Origin of the sequence: Halomonas icarae, assembly GCF_009901955.1 — a bacterium.
Classification (GTDB): Bacteria; Pseudomonadota; Gammaproteobacteria; order Pseudomonadales; family Halomonadaceae; genus Halomonas; species Halomonas icarae.
The window spans coordinates 1978818-1997817 of the sequence record NZ_WUTS01000001.1 but is presented as its reverse complement, the minus strand read 5'-3'; the positions used below and the strand labels follow the sequence as shown (position 1 = coordinate 1997817).

The window sequence follows — 19000 nt, the reverse complement described above, 5'->3', positions numbered from 1 at the left end:
CGCCCCCGCAGGTGCCGCCTGCAGGGGCGTCGACGTCTACGACCAATGGCTCGCCGGGAACGGTTTAACTCACGACAATCATTAATGCTGGCTTAATGGCCCGGTGACAAGATGATGCCCAACCAGAGGACCTTTACGCCATGCACGTACTGCTGATCGAGGATGATGCCCTGGTGGCATCGGGCATTTGCGCCGGGCTCGCGATGCACGACTATGTCGTCGATCATGTGGCCTCCATCACCGAGGCGCGTCGCGCCCTGGCGAGTGTCGCAAGCGACGTGGTGATCCTTGACCGCGGGCTGCCCGATGGCGATGGCCTGAACCTGCTGATGGAGTGGCGCGGCGGCGGGGTGACCACCCCGGTGCTGGTGCTGACAGCCCGCGATGCGGTCAGCGACCGGGTGGCGGGGCTGCAGGGCGGTGCCGATGACTATCTGGTCAAGCCCTTCGACCTCGACGAACTGGTGGCCCGGCTCCAGGCCCTGCTGCGTCGCGCGGCGGGGCGCTCGCATCCGCTGATCGAGCACGGCGCCCTGTGCCTTGATTCGCTGGCTCGGGAGGTCACCCTCGACGGTCGTCCGGTGACGCTGTCGCGCCGCGAGCTGGTGCTGCTCGAGGCCTTCCTGCACGCACCGCGCAGCGTGCTGTCGGCCGACCAGCTCAAGGATAGCCTCTACGGCTTGAGCGAGGAGGTGGAGAGCAACGCCCTCAACGTGCATATCCATCATCTGCGCCGCAAGCTCGGCAGCGAGCTGATCGAGACGGTGCGCGGGCTGGGGTATCGTCTGGGACCGCCGCTGGGTGAGTCAGTCGGCGAGTCAGCCGATAAGGAACGATCGTGAGCCTGCGCACGCGGCTGCTGGCGACCCTCGGTGTCACCCTGCTGGTGCTGTGGGGGCTGGCTGCCGCCTGGCTGCTGCGTGATCTGGAGGAGCAGTTCGTGGCCACCCTCGATCAGCGTCTCGCCCAGTCGGCGCGGATGGTCGCGGGGCTGATGGCTCAGCTACCCCAGGAGGTGTGGCTCGAGGCCGATCGACGGGCGCTGTCGATCCCGCCCATCGAGGGGCTGGCCTGTCAGGTGCACTCGCCCCGCGGCGAGATCATGGCGCGGACGCATACCGACCTGGGGTCGATACTGGCGATGGGGGAGGCCGGCGGGCACACCTACCGCGAAGAGGGGGGCGTAACCTGGCGGGTGTTCACCTACGAGCGCAACGGGTTGACCATCACCACCGCCGATCGCATGGATGAGCGCGATATGCTGCTCGGCAATGTCATCAAGGTGGCCACGGTGCCCTTCGTGGTGGCCATGCTGGGCAGCATGGTGGCGCTATGGATCGGGGTGGTGCGCGGACTCTCGCCCATCGCCCGGCTGCGTGACTCCCTGGCCCGGCGCCATCCGGATGCCCTGGCGCCGGTGGCCACCTACGGGGTACCCGGCGAGCTGCGCCCGCTGGTGGAAACCCTCAACGGCCTGCTGGCTCGCGTCCAGCAGGCCATCGTGCGCGAACAGCGCTTTACCAATGATGCCGCCCACGAGCTGCGCACGCCGCTCACCGCCATCAAGACCCATCTGCAGGTGGCGGGCCGCGTAGAGGGCAGGTCCGCCCGCGATGCCGTTATCTACGCTGAGGAGGGCGTCGAGCGTCTGGCACGAATTCTCGACCAGCTGTTGATGCTGGCCCGGGTGGAGGGCCGGCTGGCCTTCGAGGATGGCACTCTGTGTCGACCCGCGGAGGTAATGGCCCTCGCGCTGCGCGACAGCGGTGCTGAGACCTCGCGCTTCGAATTGCCCGAGGCGTGGCCACAGGCCCCGCTGGCGCTGCCGCGGGAGCTTGCCGTCACCGCGCTGCGCAACCTGGTCGACAACGCCCTGCGCCACGGTGGCGAGGCATCGCGAGTGACCCTCGACGTGGAGGGCGATAATCGCACGCACCTGACATTCAGGGTGATCGACCAGGGGCCCGGGGTCGATGAGGACGTCATGAAGCAGATGGCCAGACGGTTCTGGCGTGCCAGCAAGCAGCATGGCAGCGGCCTGGGCCTGACCATCGTGGTGGCGATCGCCGAGCGCTTCGGCGGCCACCTGGAGTTTGCCAGCCCCGCGCGGGGTGGGTTGGAAGCGCGCCTGACCCTCCCGGTCCAGGCGAGTGAGGTTGCCCCGGCGAGGGCATGACACGACAAGGAGAAGACCGATGACCAGCAAGAGGATCGCGAGTGGGCTCGGCCTGCTGCTGGGTGCCGGGCTGGCTGCCAGCCAGGCCGTGGCGCTTGAGGGGGATGCCGAGCGGGGCGAGGCGGCCGCGGGAACCTGTGTGGCCTGCCACCAGGCCGATGGCATGGGCATGAACAACCCCAACGGCGAGTCATGGCCGCGACTGGCCGGGCTGCCGGCGGCCTATATCGCCAAGCAGTTGCACGACATCAAGGAAGGGCGTCGCGAGAGCCCCAGCATGATGCCGTTCGCCAACATGCTCGATGACCAGCAGATCGCCGATGTGGCGGCCTACTATGCCGAACTCGAGCCCTGGCCCGAGCTCCCCACCGCCTATCATGCCGCCGACCCGAATGACGAGGCGGAGTGGCTGGCAGAGCGCGGTGACTGGGCCGAGGGCAGGATGATTCCGGCCTGCAGCCAGTGCCATGGGCCCAATGGTCAGGGCGTGGGGGACAGCTTCCCGCCGCTCGCGGGTCAGCATGCGGGATATATCGTCAGCCAGCTCGAGGCCTGGCGCGAAGGCAAGCGCCATAACGACCCCAACGACCTGATGATGGGGGTCGCCGAGCGCCTCGACGAGGCGCAGATCGAACTGATAGCCGACTACTATGCCACCCTGCCGGAGCGCATCGCCGCGCAGGGCGATGCGGCACAAGAGGAGGATGGTCAATGAGCCAGCGTAGATTCCACCTGTTGATGGCCGGCACCCTGGTCTCGGCGCTCGGCCTGCCCCTGGCCGCACTGGCCCAGGATGATGAGGTCCAGCGTGACTACCAGATCCCGCTGCCCGAGGCCCCGGCGGGGGAGGTCACCTTCCAGCCACCCCTGGAGCGCGACATTCCCGACAACCAGTATGGCGATATGGTGCGCAAGGGACGTGATCTCTTCGTCAACACCCAGGCGCTGCGTGGCGAGTATGTCTTCAACGAGCAGAACTGCGCCAACTGCCACCTCGATGCCGGTCGGCTCGCCAACTCGGCACCGATGTGGGCCTCCTTCGGCGTCTATCCCGCCTACCGTGGCAAGAACGACAAGGTCAATACGCTCGCCGAGCGTATTCAGGGCTGCTTCACCTACTCCATGAACGGCAAGCCACCGGAGAATGGCAGCGAGCCGCTGGTCGCGATGCAGACCTACCTGCACTGGATGGCTACCGGAGCGCCGATCAACGAGTCGCTGCCCGGGCGCGGGTATCCGAAGCTCGAGGAGACCGAGCAGGGGGCCGACCGCGAGCGCGGGGCCGAGGTGTATGCCCAGCAGTGTGCGGTCTGTCACGGTGATGAGGGTCAGGGGCAGAAGGTCGGCGAGCGCCAGGTCTTTCCGCCGCTGTGGGGCGATGGCGCCTACAACTGGGGAGCCGGCATGCATCGTGTGAATACCGCGGCCAACTTCATCAAGGCCAACATGCCCCTGGGCAAGCCCTACTCGCTGACGGATCAGGAAGCCTGGGATGTGGCGGCCTTCATCAACAGCCACGAGCGGCCCCAGGACCCGCGTCGTCGCACCCTCGACACGCTGGATGAGACCGCCGAGATCTTCCATGACCATCATGGCTTCTATGGTCAGAAGGTCGACGGCAAGCGCCTGGGGGATCATGACAACTTCGGCGAGAATCCCGTCCCACTCGACGGCTGATTCCTGTCAGCCGAACGCGAGGCGCCCCGCTGCCCGGGAGGCAGCGGGGCGCTTTTGCGAACAGTCGTTGCCGACAGACGTTGCCAACAGCGTCGCTTCGCTGGCGGCTCAGGGCGCTGGGCCGCCCATGACCTCCTCGAGGCGCTCGGGGCTGGGGACCCCCTCGACGCGGTCGACACGGTCACCATCGCGGTAGAGCGTGGTGGGCGTGGCCATGAAACCCAGCGAGTCGAACAACTGGTTGTTGGCGTAGACCTGCTCCTCGATCTCGCGTGACTGGGGGCCCGCTTCGATCTCGTCGCCCTCGCCGCTGTGGGCGTGAAGGGCGGCGGCGGGGTCCTCGGCACCGAGCAGGGCGGCGGCCTTGGCGGGGCTGTCCGAGGCGAGAACACCGATCATGATATGACGCAGCTGTACCTGGCCGGCCTCGACCCAGGGGCGGGCCTCGTGCCAGAACTGACGGCAGTAGGGGCAGTTGGGGTCGGTGAAGGTGTAGACGATACGCTCGGCATCGGGGCTGCCATCGGCGATCCAGTGGCTCGCTTCCAGGTCCTGCCAGACCTCCGCGAACTGGGCGGCTCGCACATGCCTGTCCAGCTGGGGTTCGGAGAGATTGGTGCCTTCTGCATCGACCAGGGTGCCTATGATGGCGTGCTCGCCGCCCGGCAGCAGGTAGACGGCCACCTCGCCGCGGGAGTGGCTGGCGCCGTAGCCGGTCAGCCCGGCCGGCGCCTCGAACTGGCCATGAATGGTCAGGCCCTGGTCGGTCAGGGCCTGCACGGGTGCCGGCAGGTCGTCGACGTTTGGGGCGTCATTGGCCACGGCGGGGGCCGTGAAGGTCAGGGTCAGCGCCGCGAGGGCAGGCATCCTGAGGAGGTGTCGCATGGTTAGGTCCTTGTGCGGTTGTCGTGAAGAGCGAGGCATGCTGTCTCGGCGCAGGCATTAGCGCAGGCCGTGCTATCGCGGATAGCAGTAACGCTCAAGGCTTTTCCGGCGACAGGCCTTCGAGGGGGCGCCACGAGTACTTCCCTGTAGGCTACCTCGGCCATCCCTGGTCCTCGGACCCCCTCTCCGACCTGTCCCCGGCGCCTTTCGCTATCAGCCTGGCGATAACGGCGATATCCCTGTCAGCGCAGGCGTTCCAGCCCCTGGCGCAGGGTGGCCTGGGACAGTTCGCCGAAGTGGGTGTTCACCAGTTGTCCCTGGGCGTCGTAGAACAGCGTGGTGGGCAGGGCCATGGCCCCGGTTACGTCGCCCAGGGCGGTGTGCGCATCGAGCAGTACGTTATCCAGTTGCAGAGACTGCTCGTCGAGAAAACGGTTCACCAGCGACACGTTCTCGCCCTGGTTGACGAAGGCGAAGGTGATGTCGCCGATCTCGTGCTGGGCCTGTTCGAATACCGGCATCTCGCGGCGGCACGGTGGGCACCAGGTGGCCCAGAGATTGACCACCAGCGGCTTGGCTTCGCGCTCGGCCAGTTCTGGCAGGTCGGTAGGAGCGCCCGCCAGGGTGGTCAGGGGCGTGTCGGGGAGCGGGCGGCCCTGCTGCTCGATCAGCAGCAGGGGGCCGGCGGTCAGCCCCCAGGCGAGGAGGCCGGCCAGCAGGGCGCCGCCCAGCGGAAGGCGCTGGCGGGGCGAGCGCCACAGCCGCCAGGTGGCGTATCCCAGACCGACTACCAGCCCGCCCATGGGGTCGAAGCCGCCATCGCGAAGGTCCAGCAGCGAGAGGATGCCGTCGTAGCTGCTCCAGTAGCGCGCCACGAATACCAGCCGGGCACCTAAGAGGGCGATCAGCAGCAGGTTGAAGAGAGTGTCGGCCGTGGGGGTGTGATGGCGACGGCCAATCAGCGCCCCGGCCAGCAGGGCGACGCCGAAGGCCAGGATGATCAACAGCTGGCCGATGGAGAAGCCCATGGGGCCCACGGCGATACTCTGGTTCAATGCCTGCATGGGAGCTGCTCCTTGCCAGTGAGTTCGGCGGCGTTCACACCGCCGAAGGCCGAGCCTGACAGCCAGTGATTAGCGCTGCATTAACCGGCGCCGCGCTGAGGCGTTATGTCGCAAGGGTGAACAGGCGCCTCAACCTGGCCTAAGCTTCTGGCCTGAGCCTTGACCTTTGTCCAACTGAAGGAACACCCCGCATGCTGCCAAGCTCCCCGATGTCATGGCGCCTCCCCATGGTGGCGCTGCTTGCCTCACTGGCCAGCTCCGCGGCACTGGCCGATTCGCTGCGAGTCGAAGGTGCCCATGTGCGCGCCGTGCCGCCGGTTTCGACCACCACGGCCGCCTTTATGGTGCTGCATAATGAAGGGGAAGCCGACCGTTCTCTGGTGGCGGCGAGCACTCCGGCCGCTCGGGTGGCGGAGCTGCACAACCATGTGGATGTCGATGGCGTGATGCAGATGCGCCGGGTTGAGGCGGTTCCGGTACCGGCCAACGCGAGTGTCAGCCTGGCCCCGGGCGGTTATCACCTGATGTTGATCGACCTGGCGGCCCCCTTGCATGAGGGTGACGAGGTGACGCTCAGCCTGACCTTCGATGATGGCCAGACCCTGGAGCTCGAGGCGCCGGTGCGGCGTATCGAGACCATGAATCACGATCAGATGGACCATCAGCCAGAGGAGATGTCGCACTCCGGTCACTGATCGGCACTGCTGTGCGAACGGGACTCGAGTCGCTACAATGCGACGAGTCCCGTCTCTTCGTTCTGGAACCCTGTCATGCACTGTCCCTTCTGCGGCACCCACGACACCAAGGTCACCGATTCGCGGCTGGTCGCCGAAGGGGACCAGGTGCGCCGGCGGCGGCAGTGTGTGGCCTGCGGTGAACGTTTCACCACCTACGAGACCGCCGAGCTGATCATGCCGCGGGTGATCAAGGGTGATGGCTCCCGCGAAACCTTCAACGAGCAGAAGATGCGCGCCGGCATGCTGCGCGCGCTTGAGAAACGTCCGGTAAGTGCCGAGGCGATCGAGGCCGCGGTGCAACGCATTCGTCAGACCCTGCGTGCTCGTGGCGAGCGTGAGGTTCATGCGCGTGATATCGGCGAGGCGGTCATGGCCGCGCTGCGCGGGCTTGACCAGGTGGCCTATATTCGTTTTGCCTCGGTCTATCGACGCTTCCAGGATATCGATGAGTTTCGCGCCGAGATCGAGCGTCTCGCCCAGGACCCCGACCAGACGCCCCCTCGTTGATACGGAGCCCCCATGGCCCACCCTACGCCTGCCGAAGCCTGGATGGCTCGCGCCCTCGAGCTGGCCCAGCGCGGCCTCTATACGACACACCCCAATCCACGTGTGGGCTGTGTGCTGGTCAAACACGGCCGCCTGGTGGGGCAGGGCTACCATGCCCGTGCCGGTGAGCCCCATGCCGAGGTGAACGCCTTGCATGAGGCCGGCGAGGAAGCCCGCGGCGCCACCGCCTATGTGACACTTGAGCCCTGTTCCCATCAGGGGCGTACCGGTCCCTGTGCCGTGGCGTTGATCGAGGCCGGTGTGGCGCGAGTGGTCGTCGCCATGGAGGACCCAAATCCGGAGGTGGCCGGCCGCGGCGTTGCCCTGCTGCGTGATGCCGGCATCGAGGTGAGGGTCGGCGTGATGGCGGCCCAGGCTCGGGCGCTCAACCCCGGCTTCATCCTGCGCATGGATCATGGCCGTCCCTTTGTGCGCCTGAAGATGGCCATGAGTCTCGATGGCCGCACCGCCATGTCCTCCGGCGAGTCACAGTGGATCACCGGTCCCGAGGCACGCCGCCAGGTGCAGCGGCTGCGTGCCCGCTCGAGCGCCGTGCTTACCGGTGTCGAGTCGGTGATCTTCGATAATTCGCGACTCACCGTGCGCGCCGACCAGCTCGGCCTCGACGATGCCGCCACCATCGCCGCTCGCCAGCCGTTGCGGGTGATCGTCGACAGCCACCTGCGGCTGCCCGAGGCGGCGGCCTGCCTTACCGAGCCAGGGCGCACCCTGGTGGTAGCCGTGGAGGGAGCCGAGGAGGAGCGAGTCGAGCGGCTGACCCGTGCCGGGGCAGAAGTGCTGACACTACCCGCCGGCAGCGAGGGACGAGTCGACCTCGAGGCCCTGTTGCGCCATCTTGCCGAGGTCGAGCAGGCCAATGAGGTACTGCTTGAGACCGGGGCGACCCTGGCCGGCGCCATGCTCGATGCCGGCCTGGTCGACGAGATGCAGCTGTTCGTGGCACCCACTCTGCTCGGCGGCGATGCTCGGCCGCTGTTCCAGCTCGCCGGCATCGAGACCATGGCGCATCAGCGCGGCCTGGATATCCTCGATATCCGCGCCGTGGGCCAGGACTGGCGCATTACCGCCAGGCCGAAGCGCCGTATCAAGGAGGGGGAGGAGTAGCGCCCGCTGCCGCGCCAAGGTGCACTTTACTGGCGCCCGCTGCCGCGCCAAGGTACCCTGACGCCGTTTCCGAGGCGAGGCGACGCCGATGAACGACGCGACCGTCGTCGCTTGGCAACGCCCGCCGCGTAGAATTTCTGGAGATCTCATGGTGCACGCCACTGCCGGGGGCCTGGCCCCCATCGAGGACCTGATCGAGGATATCTGTCAGGGCAAGATGGTGATCCTGATGGATGATGAGGATCGCGAAAACGAAGGCGACATCATCATGGCCGCCGAAAAGGTTCAGGCCGAGCACATCAACTTCATGGCGCGCCACGCCCGCGGCTTGATCTGCCTGCCCATGACCCGCAGCCGCTGTGAACGGCTCAAGCTGCCGTTGATGGTCAACGACAATGGCTCGGGCTTCGGCACCAAGTTCACCCTCTCCATCGAGGCCGCCGAGGGCGTCACCACCGGCATCTCCGCCGCCGATCGCGCTCGCACCGTCCAGGCCGCCGTGGCTCACGACGCCAAGGCCGAGGATATCGTGCAGCCTGGCCATATCTTCCCGTTGATGGCCGAGCCGGGTGGCGTGCTGCGGCGTGCCGGCCACACCGAGGCCGCCTGTGACCTGGCTGCCCTGGCCGGGCTCGACCCCAGTGGCGTGATCTGCGAGATCATGAATGACGATGGCACCATGGCGCGGCGCCCCGAGCTGGAGCGCTTTGCCGAGGAGCACGGCATCAAGATGGGCACCATCGCCGATCTGATCCACTACCGCATCCACAACGAGCAGACCGTGGATCATGTGGAAGAGACCCAGGTGTCGACCGCCTTCGGCGACCTGACGCTCCACGTGTTCCGTGACAGCATCCAGGGGGCTCACCATGTGGCGCTGGTCAAGGGGCGGCCGAGTCCCGAGGCGCCGACCACGGTGCGCGTGCACCTGGCGGACACCCTGCGAGACCTGCTCTGCCTGCAGAAGGGCGAGGGCGGCCACTGGACCTCTCATCAGGCCATCGCCGAGGTGGCTCGCAGCGAGCGTGGCGTCTTCGTGCTGCTCGATCAGGGGCGACCGGGACTCGATCTGCGCGACCAGCTGGACACCTTCCTGGAGCGTCGCCGTGCCCCGCGCACCAGCGACTCGGACGGTGCCGGCAACTACCTGACCATCGGTACCGGTTCGCAGATCCTGCGGCACCTGGGCGTGGGGCAGATGCGGTTGCTCAGCTCCCCCTGGAAGTTCTCTGCGCTATCTGGCTTCGATCTGGAGGTGGTGGAGCGGCTGGGTCCCGAGGATGTGTCGGCCGGCGAGTAAGCCGATGCCCCCGCGGCATGGCCGACGCCAGCTTTCGGCATTGTGTATCTGCGCTCCCATTCAACATTCCCATTCAACACTCCCATTCAACACCAGGCGCGGGTCGACCGCGCCAGTGAGTCTCAGCAGGAAACCGACATGGAACCCATTTCTCAAGTGGAAGGCAGCTTCGTCGACGTCGACGGGCGCTATGTGATCGTGGTGGGCCGCTTCAACCACCATGTGGTGGACAGCCTGGTAGAGGGCGCCGTGGATATCCTGGTGCGCCATGGCGTCGATGCCGAGAACATCGATATCGTCCATGTACCCGGTGCCTGGGAGCTGCCGCTGGCGGTCAAGCAGGTCCTCAAGGTGGCACGCCCCGAGGCCGTCATCGCCCTCGGCGCGGTGATTCGTGGTGGCACACCGCACTTCGAATATGTGGCCGGCGGGTGCAATTCGGCTCTGGGTACTCTACAGCTGGAGTTCGAGACGCCCATTGCCAACGGCGTGCTCACCGTCAACTCCATCGAACAGGCCATCGAGCGTTCCGGCACCAAGGCCGGCAACAAGGGGGCAGAGGCGGCCATGGCGGCCATGGAGATGGTGTCGCTGATGCGCCAGCTTGGCGGCGGCGTCGAGGAGGAGGCATGAGCCGCGAACGCGCGCCGTCGAAGGCGCAGCAGTCGCGTCGTGCCGCCCGCGAGCTGGCGGTGCAGTGCCTCTATCAGTGGCAGCTGACCGGCAAGTCGATGAGCGCGGTGGAGGCGGAGTTCCGCAGCCAGCTGGCCGATGATGACCTCGAGGATCACGAGAACTGGCACAAGGTCATGGGGATCGCCGACCTGGCCCTGTTCCATGAGCTGGTGCATAACGTGTCACGCTTCCGTGCCGACCTGGATGCCTCCATCGCGCCGCTGCTCGACCGCAAGCTCGAGGAGCTCGACGCCATCGAGCTGGCCATCCTGCGCCTGGGTGCCTATGAGCTCTCGCGTCGCCTGGAGGTGCCGTATCGTGTTGTGATCAACGAAGGGGTCGAGCTGGCCAAGTCGTTCGGTGCCACCGACGGCCACAAGTACGTCAACAGCATCCTCGACAAGCTTGCCGGGCGCCTGCGCGGCGCCGAGGTAGCCGCCCGCCGCCGCTGAAGGGTAGCCGGATGCACAGCGAATTCGAACTCATCGCGCGCCACTTTACCCCCGCCACCCCCGGCCTCGGGTCCGGGGTGACACTGGGGGTGGGCGATGATTGTGCGCTGCTGGCTCCCGCTGCGGGGCAGCGGCTGGCGGTGAGCGTCGATACCTCGGTGCTCGGGATTCACTTTCCACCTGAAGCGCCTCCAGAAGCGGTTGGCCATCGCGCTCTGGCGGTTAGCCTCTCCGATCTGGCCGCCATGGGGGCCAGAGCGCGCTGGTGTTTCATGGCGCTTGCCCTGGAGGAGAGTGATGACGCCTGGCTGGAGGACTTCTCGCGCGGTTTTCTGGCGCTCTGCGAGCAGGCCGGAGTCAGCCTGGCAGGCGGCGATATCACCCGTGGTCAACTGGCCATCGGTGTCACCGTGATGGGGGAAGTACCACCCGAGTCTGCCATCTGTCGCAGCGGTGGTCGTCCCGGCGACCTGCTGGCGGTGACGGGAGCCCTGGGCGGTGGCGCCGGTGGCCTGGCCGCCTGGCAGGCGGGCGAGCGTGACCTTGCACACCCGTTGCTGAAGCGCTATCTCACCCCCCTGCCGCGGCTAGCCGCCGGCCAGGCCCTGGCGGGCCTTGCCACGGCGGGGCTGGATATCTCCGATGGGTTGCTGGCCGATCTGGGCCATATCCTCGAGCACTCCGGAGGCGGTGCACATCTCGAGCCCGAGACCCTTCCGCTGGCCGAAGGGCTGGTCGAGGCGCTGGGCGAGGAGGGCGCACGCCAGGCGGCCCTGACCGGCGGTGACGACTATGAACTGCTGGTGTGCCTGCCCCCCGAGCAGCTGGAGGAGGCTCGGTCACGCCTGGCGACGTTGTCGCTGCCACTGACGGTGGTCGGGCGGCTCACTGACACCGTCGGGGTCAGTGGCGTGACCACGACCCGGCGCACCGGCTGGCAGCATTTCCACGCTGTTGGCCAGGGAGGCACGCCATGAATCGAGCCCCATCCAGTGTCTGGCATCGCCCGTCGCACTTTCTGGCCTTCGGTCTCGGCAGTGGTGCCGTGCCGTGGGCACCGGGTACCTTCGGCACCCTGGCGGCCATCCCCTTCTACTGGCTGCTCTCCGAGCTGCCGCTCTCCTGGTACTGGGGCGTCGTCGTCATCGCCTTTGTCTGGGGGGTATGGCTCTGCGAGAAGACATCACGGGATCTAGGCGTTCACGACCATTCGGGCATCGTCTGGGACGAGTTCGTCGGCTACTGGATCACCATGGCGGCCATCCCCTTCACGTGGGAGTCGGCGCTCTGGGGGTTCCTGATCTTCCGGGTGTTCGACGTGATCAAGCCATTTCCCATTCGCTGGGCCGATCGTCGTGTGGCCGGCGGCTTCGGTATCATGATCGACGATGTTCTCGCCGGTATCTTCGCCGGGAGCCTCATGCATCTCTGGTTCTGGCTACACTAGAGCGTAGATCCTGAAGCGTGGATCGAAAGCGCGGTGGTGTCCGATGCCCGGGTGCCACAGGGAAGGGAGTCACCATGCGCAAGGAACGTCTCATCGTGCCTCTAGTGGTAGGGTTGGCGCTGCTCTGGGTCATGGCCCAGTATGCCGCCTCGCTGCTCTTCGAGCGCGAGCTGGTGCGCATGTTGAACGACCTGGAGGCGCGCGGTGAGCTGGTGGTCGAGCGTGTCGCCGTCGAGCGTGGCTGGCTCACCTCATCGGGGCGCGTCGTGATCGCCCCCCTGCTGGGCGATGACTGGCAGCTCGCCTTTACCTATTCCGCCCGCCATGGGGTGCTCAGCACTCGGCTGGATGGCGAGCTTCAACCCACCCTGGGACCGGAGCAGCAGCGCCTGTTCGGCGACGCCCTGCCATCCTCGGCACCCCGCTGGCATGCTCGCTATCAGACCCTGGGGGGAACCCTTGAGGGTAGTGTCGGACTGTCGCCCTTCGTGATACATCAGCTGGAGCGCGAGCTCGACTTCCAGGGCGGTCAGGTGACCTTCGGTGGCCAGTATGGTGACTGGTGGTTGCGTGCCAGGCTCAAGCCGCTGCGCCTGAGTGATGGTGACACTACCCTCGAGGCCGGGCCGTCGAGCCTCGAGAGTCGCTACGCCTACACCGCGGATGCCTACCACTTTACCCAGCATGACCTGCTGCATCTGGACCAGCTCATCTGGCGTCAGCCGGGACTTGTGCTCGATGGCAGCGAGCTGCGCTACAGCAGCCGCATGCAGCTCGATGACAGCGAGCTGCGCATCGAGGGTGAGCTTGTTCTGGGGGAGCTGGTGGTCGCAGAGCAGGTGCTGTTGACCGGCCGGGTGGAGGCGCAGCTCTCGCGTGTGCATGCCGAGGCCCTGCGAACACTGCTTAGCCGGCTGCGCGAAGAGGTCATGCAGGCTCATCGCTATACCCCGCGTGAATTGATCGAACGGCTGGAGCCGGAGTTCAAGGCCCTGCTGCAGGATTCGCCGCGTCTGGATATCAACAGTGTCGACCTCGACAGCCCCATGCTTGGCGTTTCCGCACAAGGGGAGGGCGTGCTGATCTTCGATCCACGACGCCTCGATGAACTCAGGGTTTCTCGGCTCGATGACCCCGACGAGCAGGCGCGTTGGCGCAGCCGACTCGACGGCGACTTCGTCTGGCGTGATGTGCCCACCGTGGTGGCACTGTGGCTGGGCCTGCCGTTGAGTACTCGGGAACTGGCAGTAGATGTCATTCGGGGCAAGGTGCGCGTCAATGGCCGCCCTTTGCCGCCGCTCAGGCGCTGACGGCGGTTCGCCAGACTTGAAGTTCCCGCTCGTCGCCCGCATTCCTACAAGCATTGGCTTAACAGCATTGGCACAAGACCAACCGCTTGGACAGGGAGACACCATGAGCGATGAACAGGACCGCCACGATACGGATGAGCCGGAGTGGATTCACCACGGCCAGGGCGAGGATCTCGACCTCGGTGAAACGCAGGGTGACAGCAAGCATTCCGTCGTGCCGGCCCGCGAGGCATTGCCCGAGCGCATCTATCTGCTACCCATTCATAACCGACCCTTCTTTCCCGCGCAGGTGCAGCCGCTGGTCATCAACCGCGAGCGCTGGGATGAAACGATCGAGCGTGTCGCCAAGACCCCTCACCACACTGTAGGCCTCGCCTTCGTTGGCGAAGGCGCCTCGGAAGGAATGGGCGATGGTGACTTCCCCGAGATCGGCACCGCGGTCAAGATGCACAAGCTGCAGGGCGAGGAGGATCAGCTGCAGTTCATCGCCCAGGGTCTGCAGCGCTTCAGGATCCAGCGCTGGATTTCCCGGGAACCGCCCTATCTGGTGGAGGTGAGCTACCCGCGAGAGCCGGTGGATGCCGAGGCCGACGAGGCACGCGCCTACGCCATGTCGCTGATCAATGGCATCAAGGAGCTGCTGCCGATCAACCCGCTCTATGGCGAGGAGCTCAAGCACTACCTCAATCGTTTCAGCCCCCACGAACCGGGCCCTCTCACCGATTTCGCCGCCGCCATCACCTCGGCCAAGGGGCATGAACTCCAGGACGTGCTGGCGACCCTCCCGGTGCTTTCCCGCATGCAGAAGGTGCTGCCACTGCTGCGCAAGGAGATCGAGGTCGCCCAGCTGCAGAGCGAGATCAGCGACCAGGTCAACGCCCAGATGCAGGAGCGCCAGCGCGAGTTCTTCCTGCGCGAGCAGCTCAAGGTGATCCAGCGGGAGCTGGGTATCTCCAAGGATGACCGCGAAAGCGACGTCGACACCTTTCGCGAACGGCTGGAGAGCCTGGTGGTGCCGCCCAAGGTGCTGACCCGCATCGAGGAGGAGCTCGACAAGCTGACCATGCTCGAGACCGGCTCGCCGGAATATGGCACCACCCGCAACTATCTCGACTGGCTGACCAGCATGCCGTGGGGGGTGCGCAGCCAGGACCAGCTCGACCTCGCCCATGCACGCCAGGTGCTGGATCGCGACCACGACGGTCTGGCCGACGTCAAGGAACGGATTGTCGAGTTCCTCGCCGAGGGTACCTTCAAGGGGGATGTCGGTGGCTCCATCGTGCTCCTCGTGGGCCCGCCCGGGGTGGGCAAGACCTCCGTCGGTCGCTCCATCGCCGAGGCCCTGGGGCGCGAGTTCTACCGCTTCTCGGTTGGTGGCATGCGCGACGAGGCGGAGATCAAGGGACATCGGCGGACCTATGTCGGCGCCATGCCCGGCAAGCTGGCCCAGGCCCTCAAGGAGGTCGAGGTCGAGAATCCGGTGATCATGCTCGACGAGATCGACAAGATGGGTCAGTCCTTCCAGGGTGATCCTGCCTCGGCGCTGCTCGAGGTGCTTGATCCGGAGCAGAATATCGACTTTCTCGACCACTACCTGGATGTTCGCCTGGACCTCTCCAAGGTGCTCTTCGTCTGCACCGCCAATACGCCGGACTCGATTCCGTCGGCGCTGCTCGACCGCATGGAGCAGATTCGCCTCTCCGGCTATATCGCCGAGGAGAAGGTGGCCATCGCCAGAAACCATCTGTGGCCGAAGCTGCTCAAGCGCAACAACATCCCCAAGAAGCGTATCAACCTCACCGCGGCGGCGCTGCGCCAGGTGATCGAGGGCTATGCACGGGAGGCCGGAGTACGCCAGCTCGAGAAGCAGCTGCACCGCATCGTGCGCAAGGCGGCGGTCAAGCTGCTGGAAAGTGATCAACAGACGGTCAAGGTATCGGTCAAGAACCTCGAGGAGTATCTGGGCGCGCCGCTGTTTCGCAAGGAGCAGGTGCTCGACGGCGAGGGGGTGGTCACCGGCCTGGCCTGGACCTCCATGGGCGGTGCTACCCTGCCCATCGAGGCGGGCAAGGTTCACGCCCTGGATCGCGGTTTCAAGTTGACCGGCAAGCTCGGTGACGTGATGCAGGAGTCGGCCAATATCGCCTACAGCTACGTGCTGGGCCACCTGGCCGAGTATGGCGCCGATGCCGACTTCTTCGACTCGGCATTCGTCCACCTGCATGTGCCGGAAGGTGCCACGCCCAAGGATGGTCCCTCGGCGGGGGTGACCATGACCACCGCGCTGCTGTCGCTGGCCAGGCATCAGGCCATCGACCGCAATCTGGCGATGACCGGCGAGCTGACGCTGACCGGGCATGTGCTGCCGGTAGGGGGGATCCGTGAGAAGGTGATTGCCGCCCGGCGCAGCGGCATCTTCGAGGTGATCCTGCCCGATGCCAACCGCCGTGACTATGACGAGCTGCCCGAGCACCTCAAGGAGGGCGTCACGGTGCACTTCGCCAAGCGCTACCAGGATGTGGCCAGGGTGGTCTTTGGCTAACTCTTCGGCTAAGCGGCGGAGCCAACTTCGCCGGGGGCAGTAAGTGATAACCCCCAGGAAACCCCGGAAACGGTAGCGGTACCGATTCCGGGGTTATTCATGGTAACCGCGTCGCCGATGCCGCCGGCGGCACCCAGCAGGGCAACACGGTGTTTCGGCATGGGAGATGGTTCCTCGAGTGGGCGAACGGCATTATAGTGATTGCTGAAGTACACAGTCATAACATGATCAATACTGGACACCCTGGGAGATAACGATGCCCCGCTTTACCCGCACCCTGCTGGCCTCCACCACGGCGATCCTGATGGGCGCCATGGCCCTCCAGGCCCAGGCCGAGACCCGCGTGACCTACAAGTCGGCCTCCGCCGGTACCGCCTATTACCAGATGGGGGTCGAGCTGGCCGAGGCCATTCGCGAGGGCACCGATGGTGAGGTGGTGGTGACCCTCGAGGAGAGCCAGGGCTCGGTACAGAACGTCATGGAGGTGATGGCGCGTCAGGGCAACTATGTGTTCACCACACCGCCGGGGCTGGTGACGCGTGCCCTCGAGGGGACCGGTCCCTTTGCCGAGCGACAGAACCCACGCTTCGCGGAAATTCGCGGTCTGTTCCCGATTCCGGCCATCACCATGCACTTCGTGCTGGCCGGTGATGAAGGAGTGGTGGCTCTCGATGCCCTGGAGGGCAAGGAGATCCTGATTGGCCAGGGTACCTTCGGGGCTCGCGAGGCCCAGCGCTATCTGGAGCTGTTCGAGTTGATCGACAAGGTGGAGATTGCCAATGCCAGCATCGGCAGCGGCCCGGACGCCCTGAAGAATGGTCAGATCGACGCCTTCGTTACCGCCAGCTCCTTTCCCACCCCCAACGTCATCGAGACGGCAGCCAGCATGCCGGTCAGCCTGGTCAGCCTGACCGATGAGCAGATCGAAGCGACCGGAGCGGCGCGCCAAACCATTCCGGCTGGCACCTATGCCGGGGTCGATGAGGATGTGGAGACGACCTCGCTGCCGGTCATTGCCTACACCACCAGCGCCATGGACGACGATACCGCCTACGCCTTGACCCGTACCTTCTGGGAGCGCCGCGATGCGATGGCGGAGGAGGCCGCCTGGTGGGGCAGCATCACTCACGACATGGTGGGCAATATCGTCGGCACCCTCCACCCGGGGGCTCTGCGCTACTACGACGAGGCCGGTATCGAGATCCCCGACGAGCTGCGCTGATGTCACAGACTCATTCATCAACCCCTCCATCAACTCCATCGCCGGCCGTGGCCGGCGATGTCACGTCGGCTCGTCCGTCCCCGGCCTGGGTGGGCCTCGGGGCCATCAGCGTCATCTTTCATCTGGGGCTGATCTTCTATGGGCTGGCGCCGGCGCTTATCAGTCGGCCGATCCATATGGCCCTGGCGCTGCCCTGGATCCTGATCTTCATGGCACGCACGCCCTTCGAGCGTGTCAGCGGCTGGGTGTTGACCGGGCTGGGGATGGCGGCCTGCGGGTTTATCGTCATCAATCATGATGCCCTGTTGCAGCAGTACGGGTTTATCGACACCCCCTTGCAGATGGCCATCGGTGCCTTCCTGGTGCTGCTGGCCCTGGAGGCGGCGCGCCGTGCCATCGGCTGGCCATTGCCGCTGGTCGCACTCGTGGCGCTTTGCTATGGGCTGTTCGGTGATCTGATACCCGGCCAGTTCGGGCATCCCGGGATGCCGCTGCCGAGCTTCATGGGCACCCTGACCATCTCCGAAGGGGGGCTGTGGGGGTCGCTGACCGGGGTCAGCGTCGGCGTGGTGGCCATCTTCGTGATCTTCGGCGCGGTGCTCAATGCCGGCGAGGCGGGGCGAGGCTTCATGAATCTTGCCGGTGCCATGGCGGGTCGCCTGACCGGGGGAGCCGCCAAGGTGTCGGTGATCTCCTCGGCCCTGATGGGGTCGATCTCCGGCTCGGCCTCGGCCAATGTGGCCTCGACCGGGGCCATCACCATTCCCGGCATGGTGCGTCTGGGCTATCCCCGCTCCCTGGCGGGCGGGGTGGAGGCGGTCGCCTCTTCCGGAGGGCAGATCATGCCGCCGTTGATGGGGGCCGGGGCCTTCGTGATGGTGGAGCTCACCGGTACGCCCTATACCCAGATCATGGCGGCGGCGATGCTGCCGGCGATTCTCTACTTCGCCACCGTGTGGGTGGGCATCAACGCCTACGCGACACGTCACGACCTCAAGCCGCTGGCCGAGAAGGACCGTCCCTCGGGACGCGAGGTATTGATCACCTCGCTGTTCTTCGCCGTCCCCTTCGTGACCCTGCTGGAGCGCATCTTCGTGGGTGGCTACACGCCCCAGTACGCGGCCAGCCTGGCGATCTTCGCCGGCCTGGCGCTGCTCTTCCTCGACGCCTCCCTGAGCTTCTCGCTGCGAGGTTTCGCCGCTCGGCTGGCGGAGGCGCTGGTCACGGCGGGCCGTCAGGTGGCGGTGATCGGCTCCATTATCATCTGCGCATCGCTGGTGATCGGCGTGCTGGCGATGACCGGGCTGGGGGTCAAGATCACCTCGGGGATCCTGGCCCTCTCCAACGACATGCTGTGGCCGGCGCTGCTGCTGACCGCCCTGGCCTGTCTGGTGCTGGGCATGGAGGTGCCTACCACGGCGGCCTATGTGATCTGTGTCTCTGTTGCCGGTCCGGCGTTGATCTCGCTGGGGCTCGAGCCGTTGCTGGCGCATCTCTTCGTGTTCTGGTTCGCGCTGCTCTCGACCATCACGCCGCCGGTCTGTGGCGGGGTCTTTATCGCCGCCGGCATGGTCGGGGAGAGCTGGCTCAGGGTAGCCTTCAAGGCCATGTCGCTGGGCATCGGGCTCTATCTGATTCCACTGGCCATGGTGGCCAACCCCGAAGTGATCCGGCTGGCGTCCGCCCCTGGGGCGGCGGTGTTCGACATGCTCAAGATCGGCGTAGGCCTGGCGGCCATCTCCTATGGTGTGATCGCACGCCGGGGGGTAGGAGTGCGGCTGCTGCTGGTGATGGCCGGAGCGGTCATCGTGTTCATGATCTAGCGTGTTCAAGGAGATTGGG

The 19000-nt window shown here is 66.0% G+C and carries 19 protein-coding genes; 16 read left to right on the top strand and 3 right to left on the bottom strand.

Translation table 11 applies throughout. The annotated features are described in order from the left end of the window. Positions 1-140: 140 nt before the first annotated feature. From GRB80_RS09165 to GRB80_RS09150, 4 genes are read left to right on the top strand one after another with little or no spacing between them, the layout of a single operon-like run. Positions 141-842 (top strand): response regulator, encoded by a 702-nt coding sequence (locus GRB80_RS09165; protein ID WP_132043101.1) that lies wholly within the window; start codon positions 141-143, stop codon positions 840-842. Beyond that, positions 839-2176, top strand: a complete 1338-nt coding sequence (locus tag GRB80_RS09160) for an ATP-binding protein (RefSeq protein ID WP_161423365.1) — start codon at positions 839-841, stop codon at positions 2174-2176. The genes GRB80_RS09165 and GRB80_RS09160 overlap by 4 nt, the downstream gene beginning before the upstream one ends. Positions 2177-2195: 19 nt before the next feature. Next, on the top strand, positions 2196-2891 hold the full coding sequence (locus GRB80_RS09155; protein ID WP_161423364.1) for a c-type cytochrome: 696 nt from the start codon (positions 2196-2198) through the stop codon (positions 2889-2891). Continuing rightward, a complete protein-coding gene (locus GRB80_RS09150; RefSeq protein ID WP_161423363.1) occupies positions 2888-3853 on the top strand; it encodes a c-type cytochrome in 966 nt (321 codons plus the stop codon). The genes GRB80_RS09155 and GRB80_RS09150 overlap by 4 nt, the downstream gene beginning before the upstream one ends. Before the next feature lie 108 nt (positions 3854-3961). Here GRB80_RS09150 and dsbG read toward each other — a convergent pair whose 3' ends face one another. Further along, positions 3962-4738, bottom strand: coding sequence for a thiol:disulfide interchange protein DsbG (gene dsbG / locus GRB80_RS09145; protein ID WP_161423362.1), 777 nt, complete (start codon positions 4736-4738; stop codon positions 3962-3964). Between the two features lie 242 nt (positions 4739-4980). After that, positions 4981-5802 carry a TlpA family protein disulfide reductase gene (locus GRB80_RS09140; RefSeq protein WP_161423361.1) on the bottom strand — a complete coding sequence of 274 codons (822 nt, stop codon included), beginning with the start codon at positions 5800-5802 and terminating at the stop codon, positions 4981-4983. 191 nt (positions 5803-5993) lie between these two features. Between GRB80_RS09140 and GRB80_RS09135 the strand changes: the two genes are divergently transcribed. The 10 genes from GRB80_RS09135 (at position 5994) to lon (ending at position 15936) form a co-directional block, all read left to right on the top strand. Further along, positions 5994-6497 carry a copper chaperone PCu(A)C gene (locus tag GRB80_RS09135; RefSeq protein WP_202597192.1) on the top strand — a complete coding sequence of 168 codons (504 nt, stop codon included), beginning with the start codon at positions 5994-5996 and terminating at the stop codon, positions 6495-6497. Between the two features lie 75 nt (positions 6498-6572). Beyond that, positions 6573-7046, top strand: coding sequence for a transcriptional regulator NrdR (gene nrdR, locus GRB80_RS09130; RefSeq protein ID WP_132043113.1), 474 nt, complete (start codon positions 6573-6575; stop codon positions 7044-7046). Between the two features lie 12 nt (positions 7047-7058). Beyond that, positions 7059-8210: a bifunctional diaminohydroxyphosphoribosylaminopyrimidine deaminase/5-amino-6-(5-phosphoribosylamino)uracil reductase RibD gene (gene ribD, locus GRB80_RS09125; protein ID WP_161423360.1), complete on the top strand. Its 1152-nt coding sequence runs from the start codon at positions 7059-7061 to the stop codon at positions 8208-8210. Positions 8211-8358: 148 nt separating this feature from the next. Then, on the top strand, positions 8359-9510 hold the full coding sequence (ribBA, locus tag GRB80_RS09120; protein ID WP_161423359.1) for a bifunctional 3,4-dihydroxy-2-butanone-4-phosphate synthase/GTP cyclohydrolase II: 1152 nt from the start codon (positions 8359-8361) through the stop codon (positions 9508-9510). Positions 9511-9648: 138 nt separating this feature from the next. Next, positions 9649-10143 (top strand): 6,7-dimethyl-8-ribityllumazine synthase, encoded by a 495-nt coding sequence (ribH, locus tag GRB80_RS09115; RefSeq protein WP_161423358.1) that lies wholly within the window; start codon positions 9649-9651, stop codon positions 10141-10143. After that, positions 10140-10637 carry a transcription antitermination factor NusB gene (gene nusB / locus GRB80_RS09110; protein WP_132041269.1) on the top strand — a complete coding sequence of 166 codons (498 nt, stop codon included), beginning with the start codon at positions 10140-10142 and terminating at the stop codon, positions 10635-10637. The genes ribH and nusB overlap by 4 nt, the downstream gene beginning before the upstream one ends. A gap of 11 nt (positions 10638-10648) precedes the next feature. Continuing rightward, positions 10649-11614 (top strand): thiamine-phosphate kinase, encoded by a 966-nt coding sequence (gene thiL, locus GRB80_RS09105; RefSeq protein WP_161423357.1) that lies wholly within the window; start codon positions 10649-10651, stop codon positions 11612-11614. After that, positions 11611-12084, top strand: a complete 474-nt coding sequence (locus GRB80_RS09100; protein WP_132041271.1) for a phosphatidylglycerophosphatase A family protein — start codon at positions 11611-11613, stop codon at positions 12082-12084. The genes thiL and GRB80_RS09100 overlap by 4 nt, the downstream gene beginning before the upstream one ends. 74 nt (positions 12085-12158) lie before the next feature. After that, positions 12159-13394, top strand: a complete 1236-nt coding sequence (locus GRB80_RS09095; protein ID WP_161423356.1) for a DUF945 family protein — start codon at positions 12159-12161, stop codon at positions 13392-13394. Between the two features lie 103 nt (positions 13395-13497). After that, positions 13498-15936 carry an endopeptidase La gene (lon, locus tag GRB80_RS09090; protein ID WP_161423355.1) on the top strand — a complete coding sequence of 813 codons (2439 nt, stop codon included), beginning with the start codon at positions 13498-13500 and terminating at the stop codon, positions 15934-15936. A gap of 8 nt (positions 15937-15944) precedes the next feature. Here the strand turns inward: lon and GRB80_RS09085 are convergent, their stop codons facing one another. Continuing rightward, positions 15945-16097: a hypothetical protein gene (locus tag GRB80_RS09085; RefSeq protein WP_161423354.1), complete on the bottom strand. Its 153-nt coding sequence runs from the start codon at positions 16095-16097 to the stop codon at positions 15945-15947. Positions 16098-16192: 95 nt separating this feature from the next. Here GRB80_RS09085 and GRB80_RS09080 point away from each other — a divergent pair, with 95 nt between their 5' ends. Both GRB80_RS09080 and GRB80_RS09075 read left to right on the top strand, forming a co-directional pair. Beyond that, a complete protein-coding gene (locus GRB80_RS09080; RefSeq protein WP_161423353.1) occupies positions 16193-17158 on the top strand; it encodes a TAXI family TRAP transporter solute-binding subunit in 966 nt (321 codons plus the stop codon). Next, complete coding sequence (locus tag GRB80_RS09075) at positions 17158-18981, top strand: TRAP transporter permease (RefSeq protein WP_161423352.1); 1824 nt, start codon at positions 17158-17160, stop codon at positions 18979-18981. Before GRB80_RS09080 ends, GRB80_RS09075 begins: the two co-directional genes overlap by 1 nt. Positions 18982-19000: the final 19 nt, after the last annotated feature.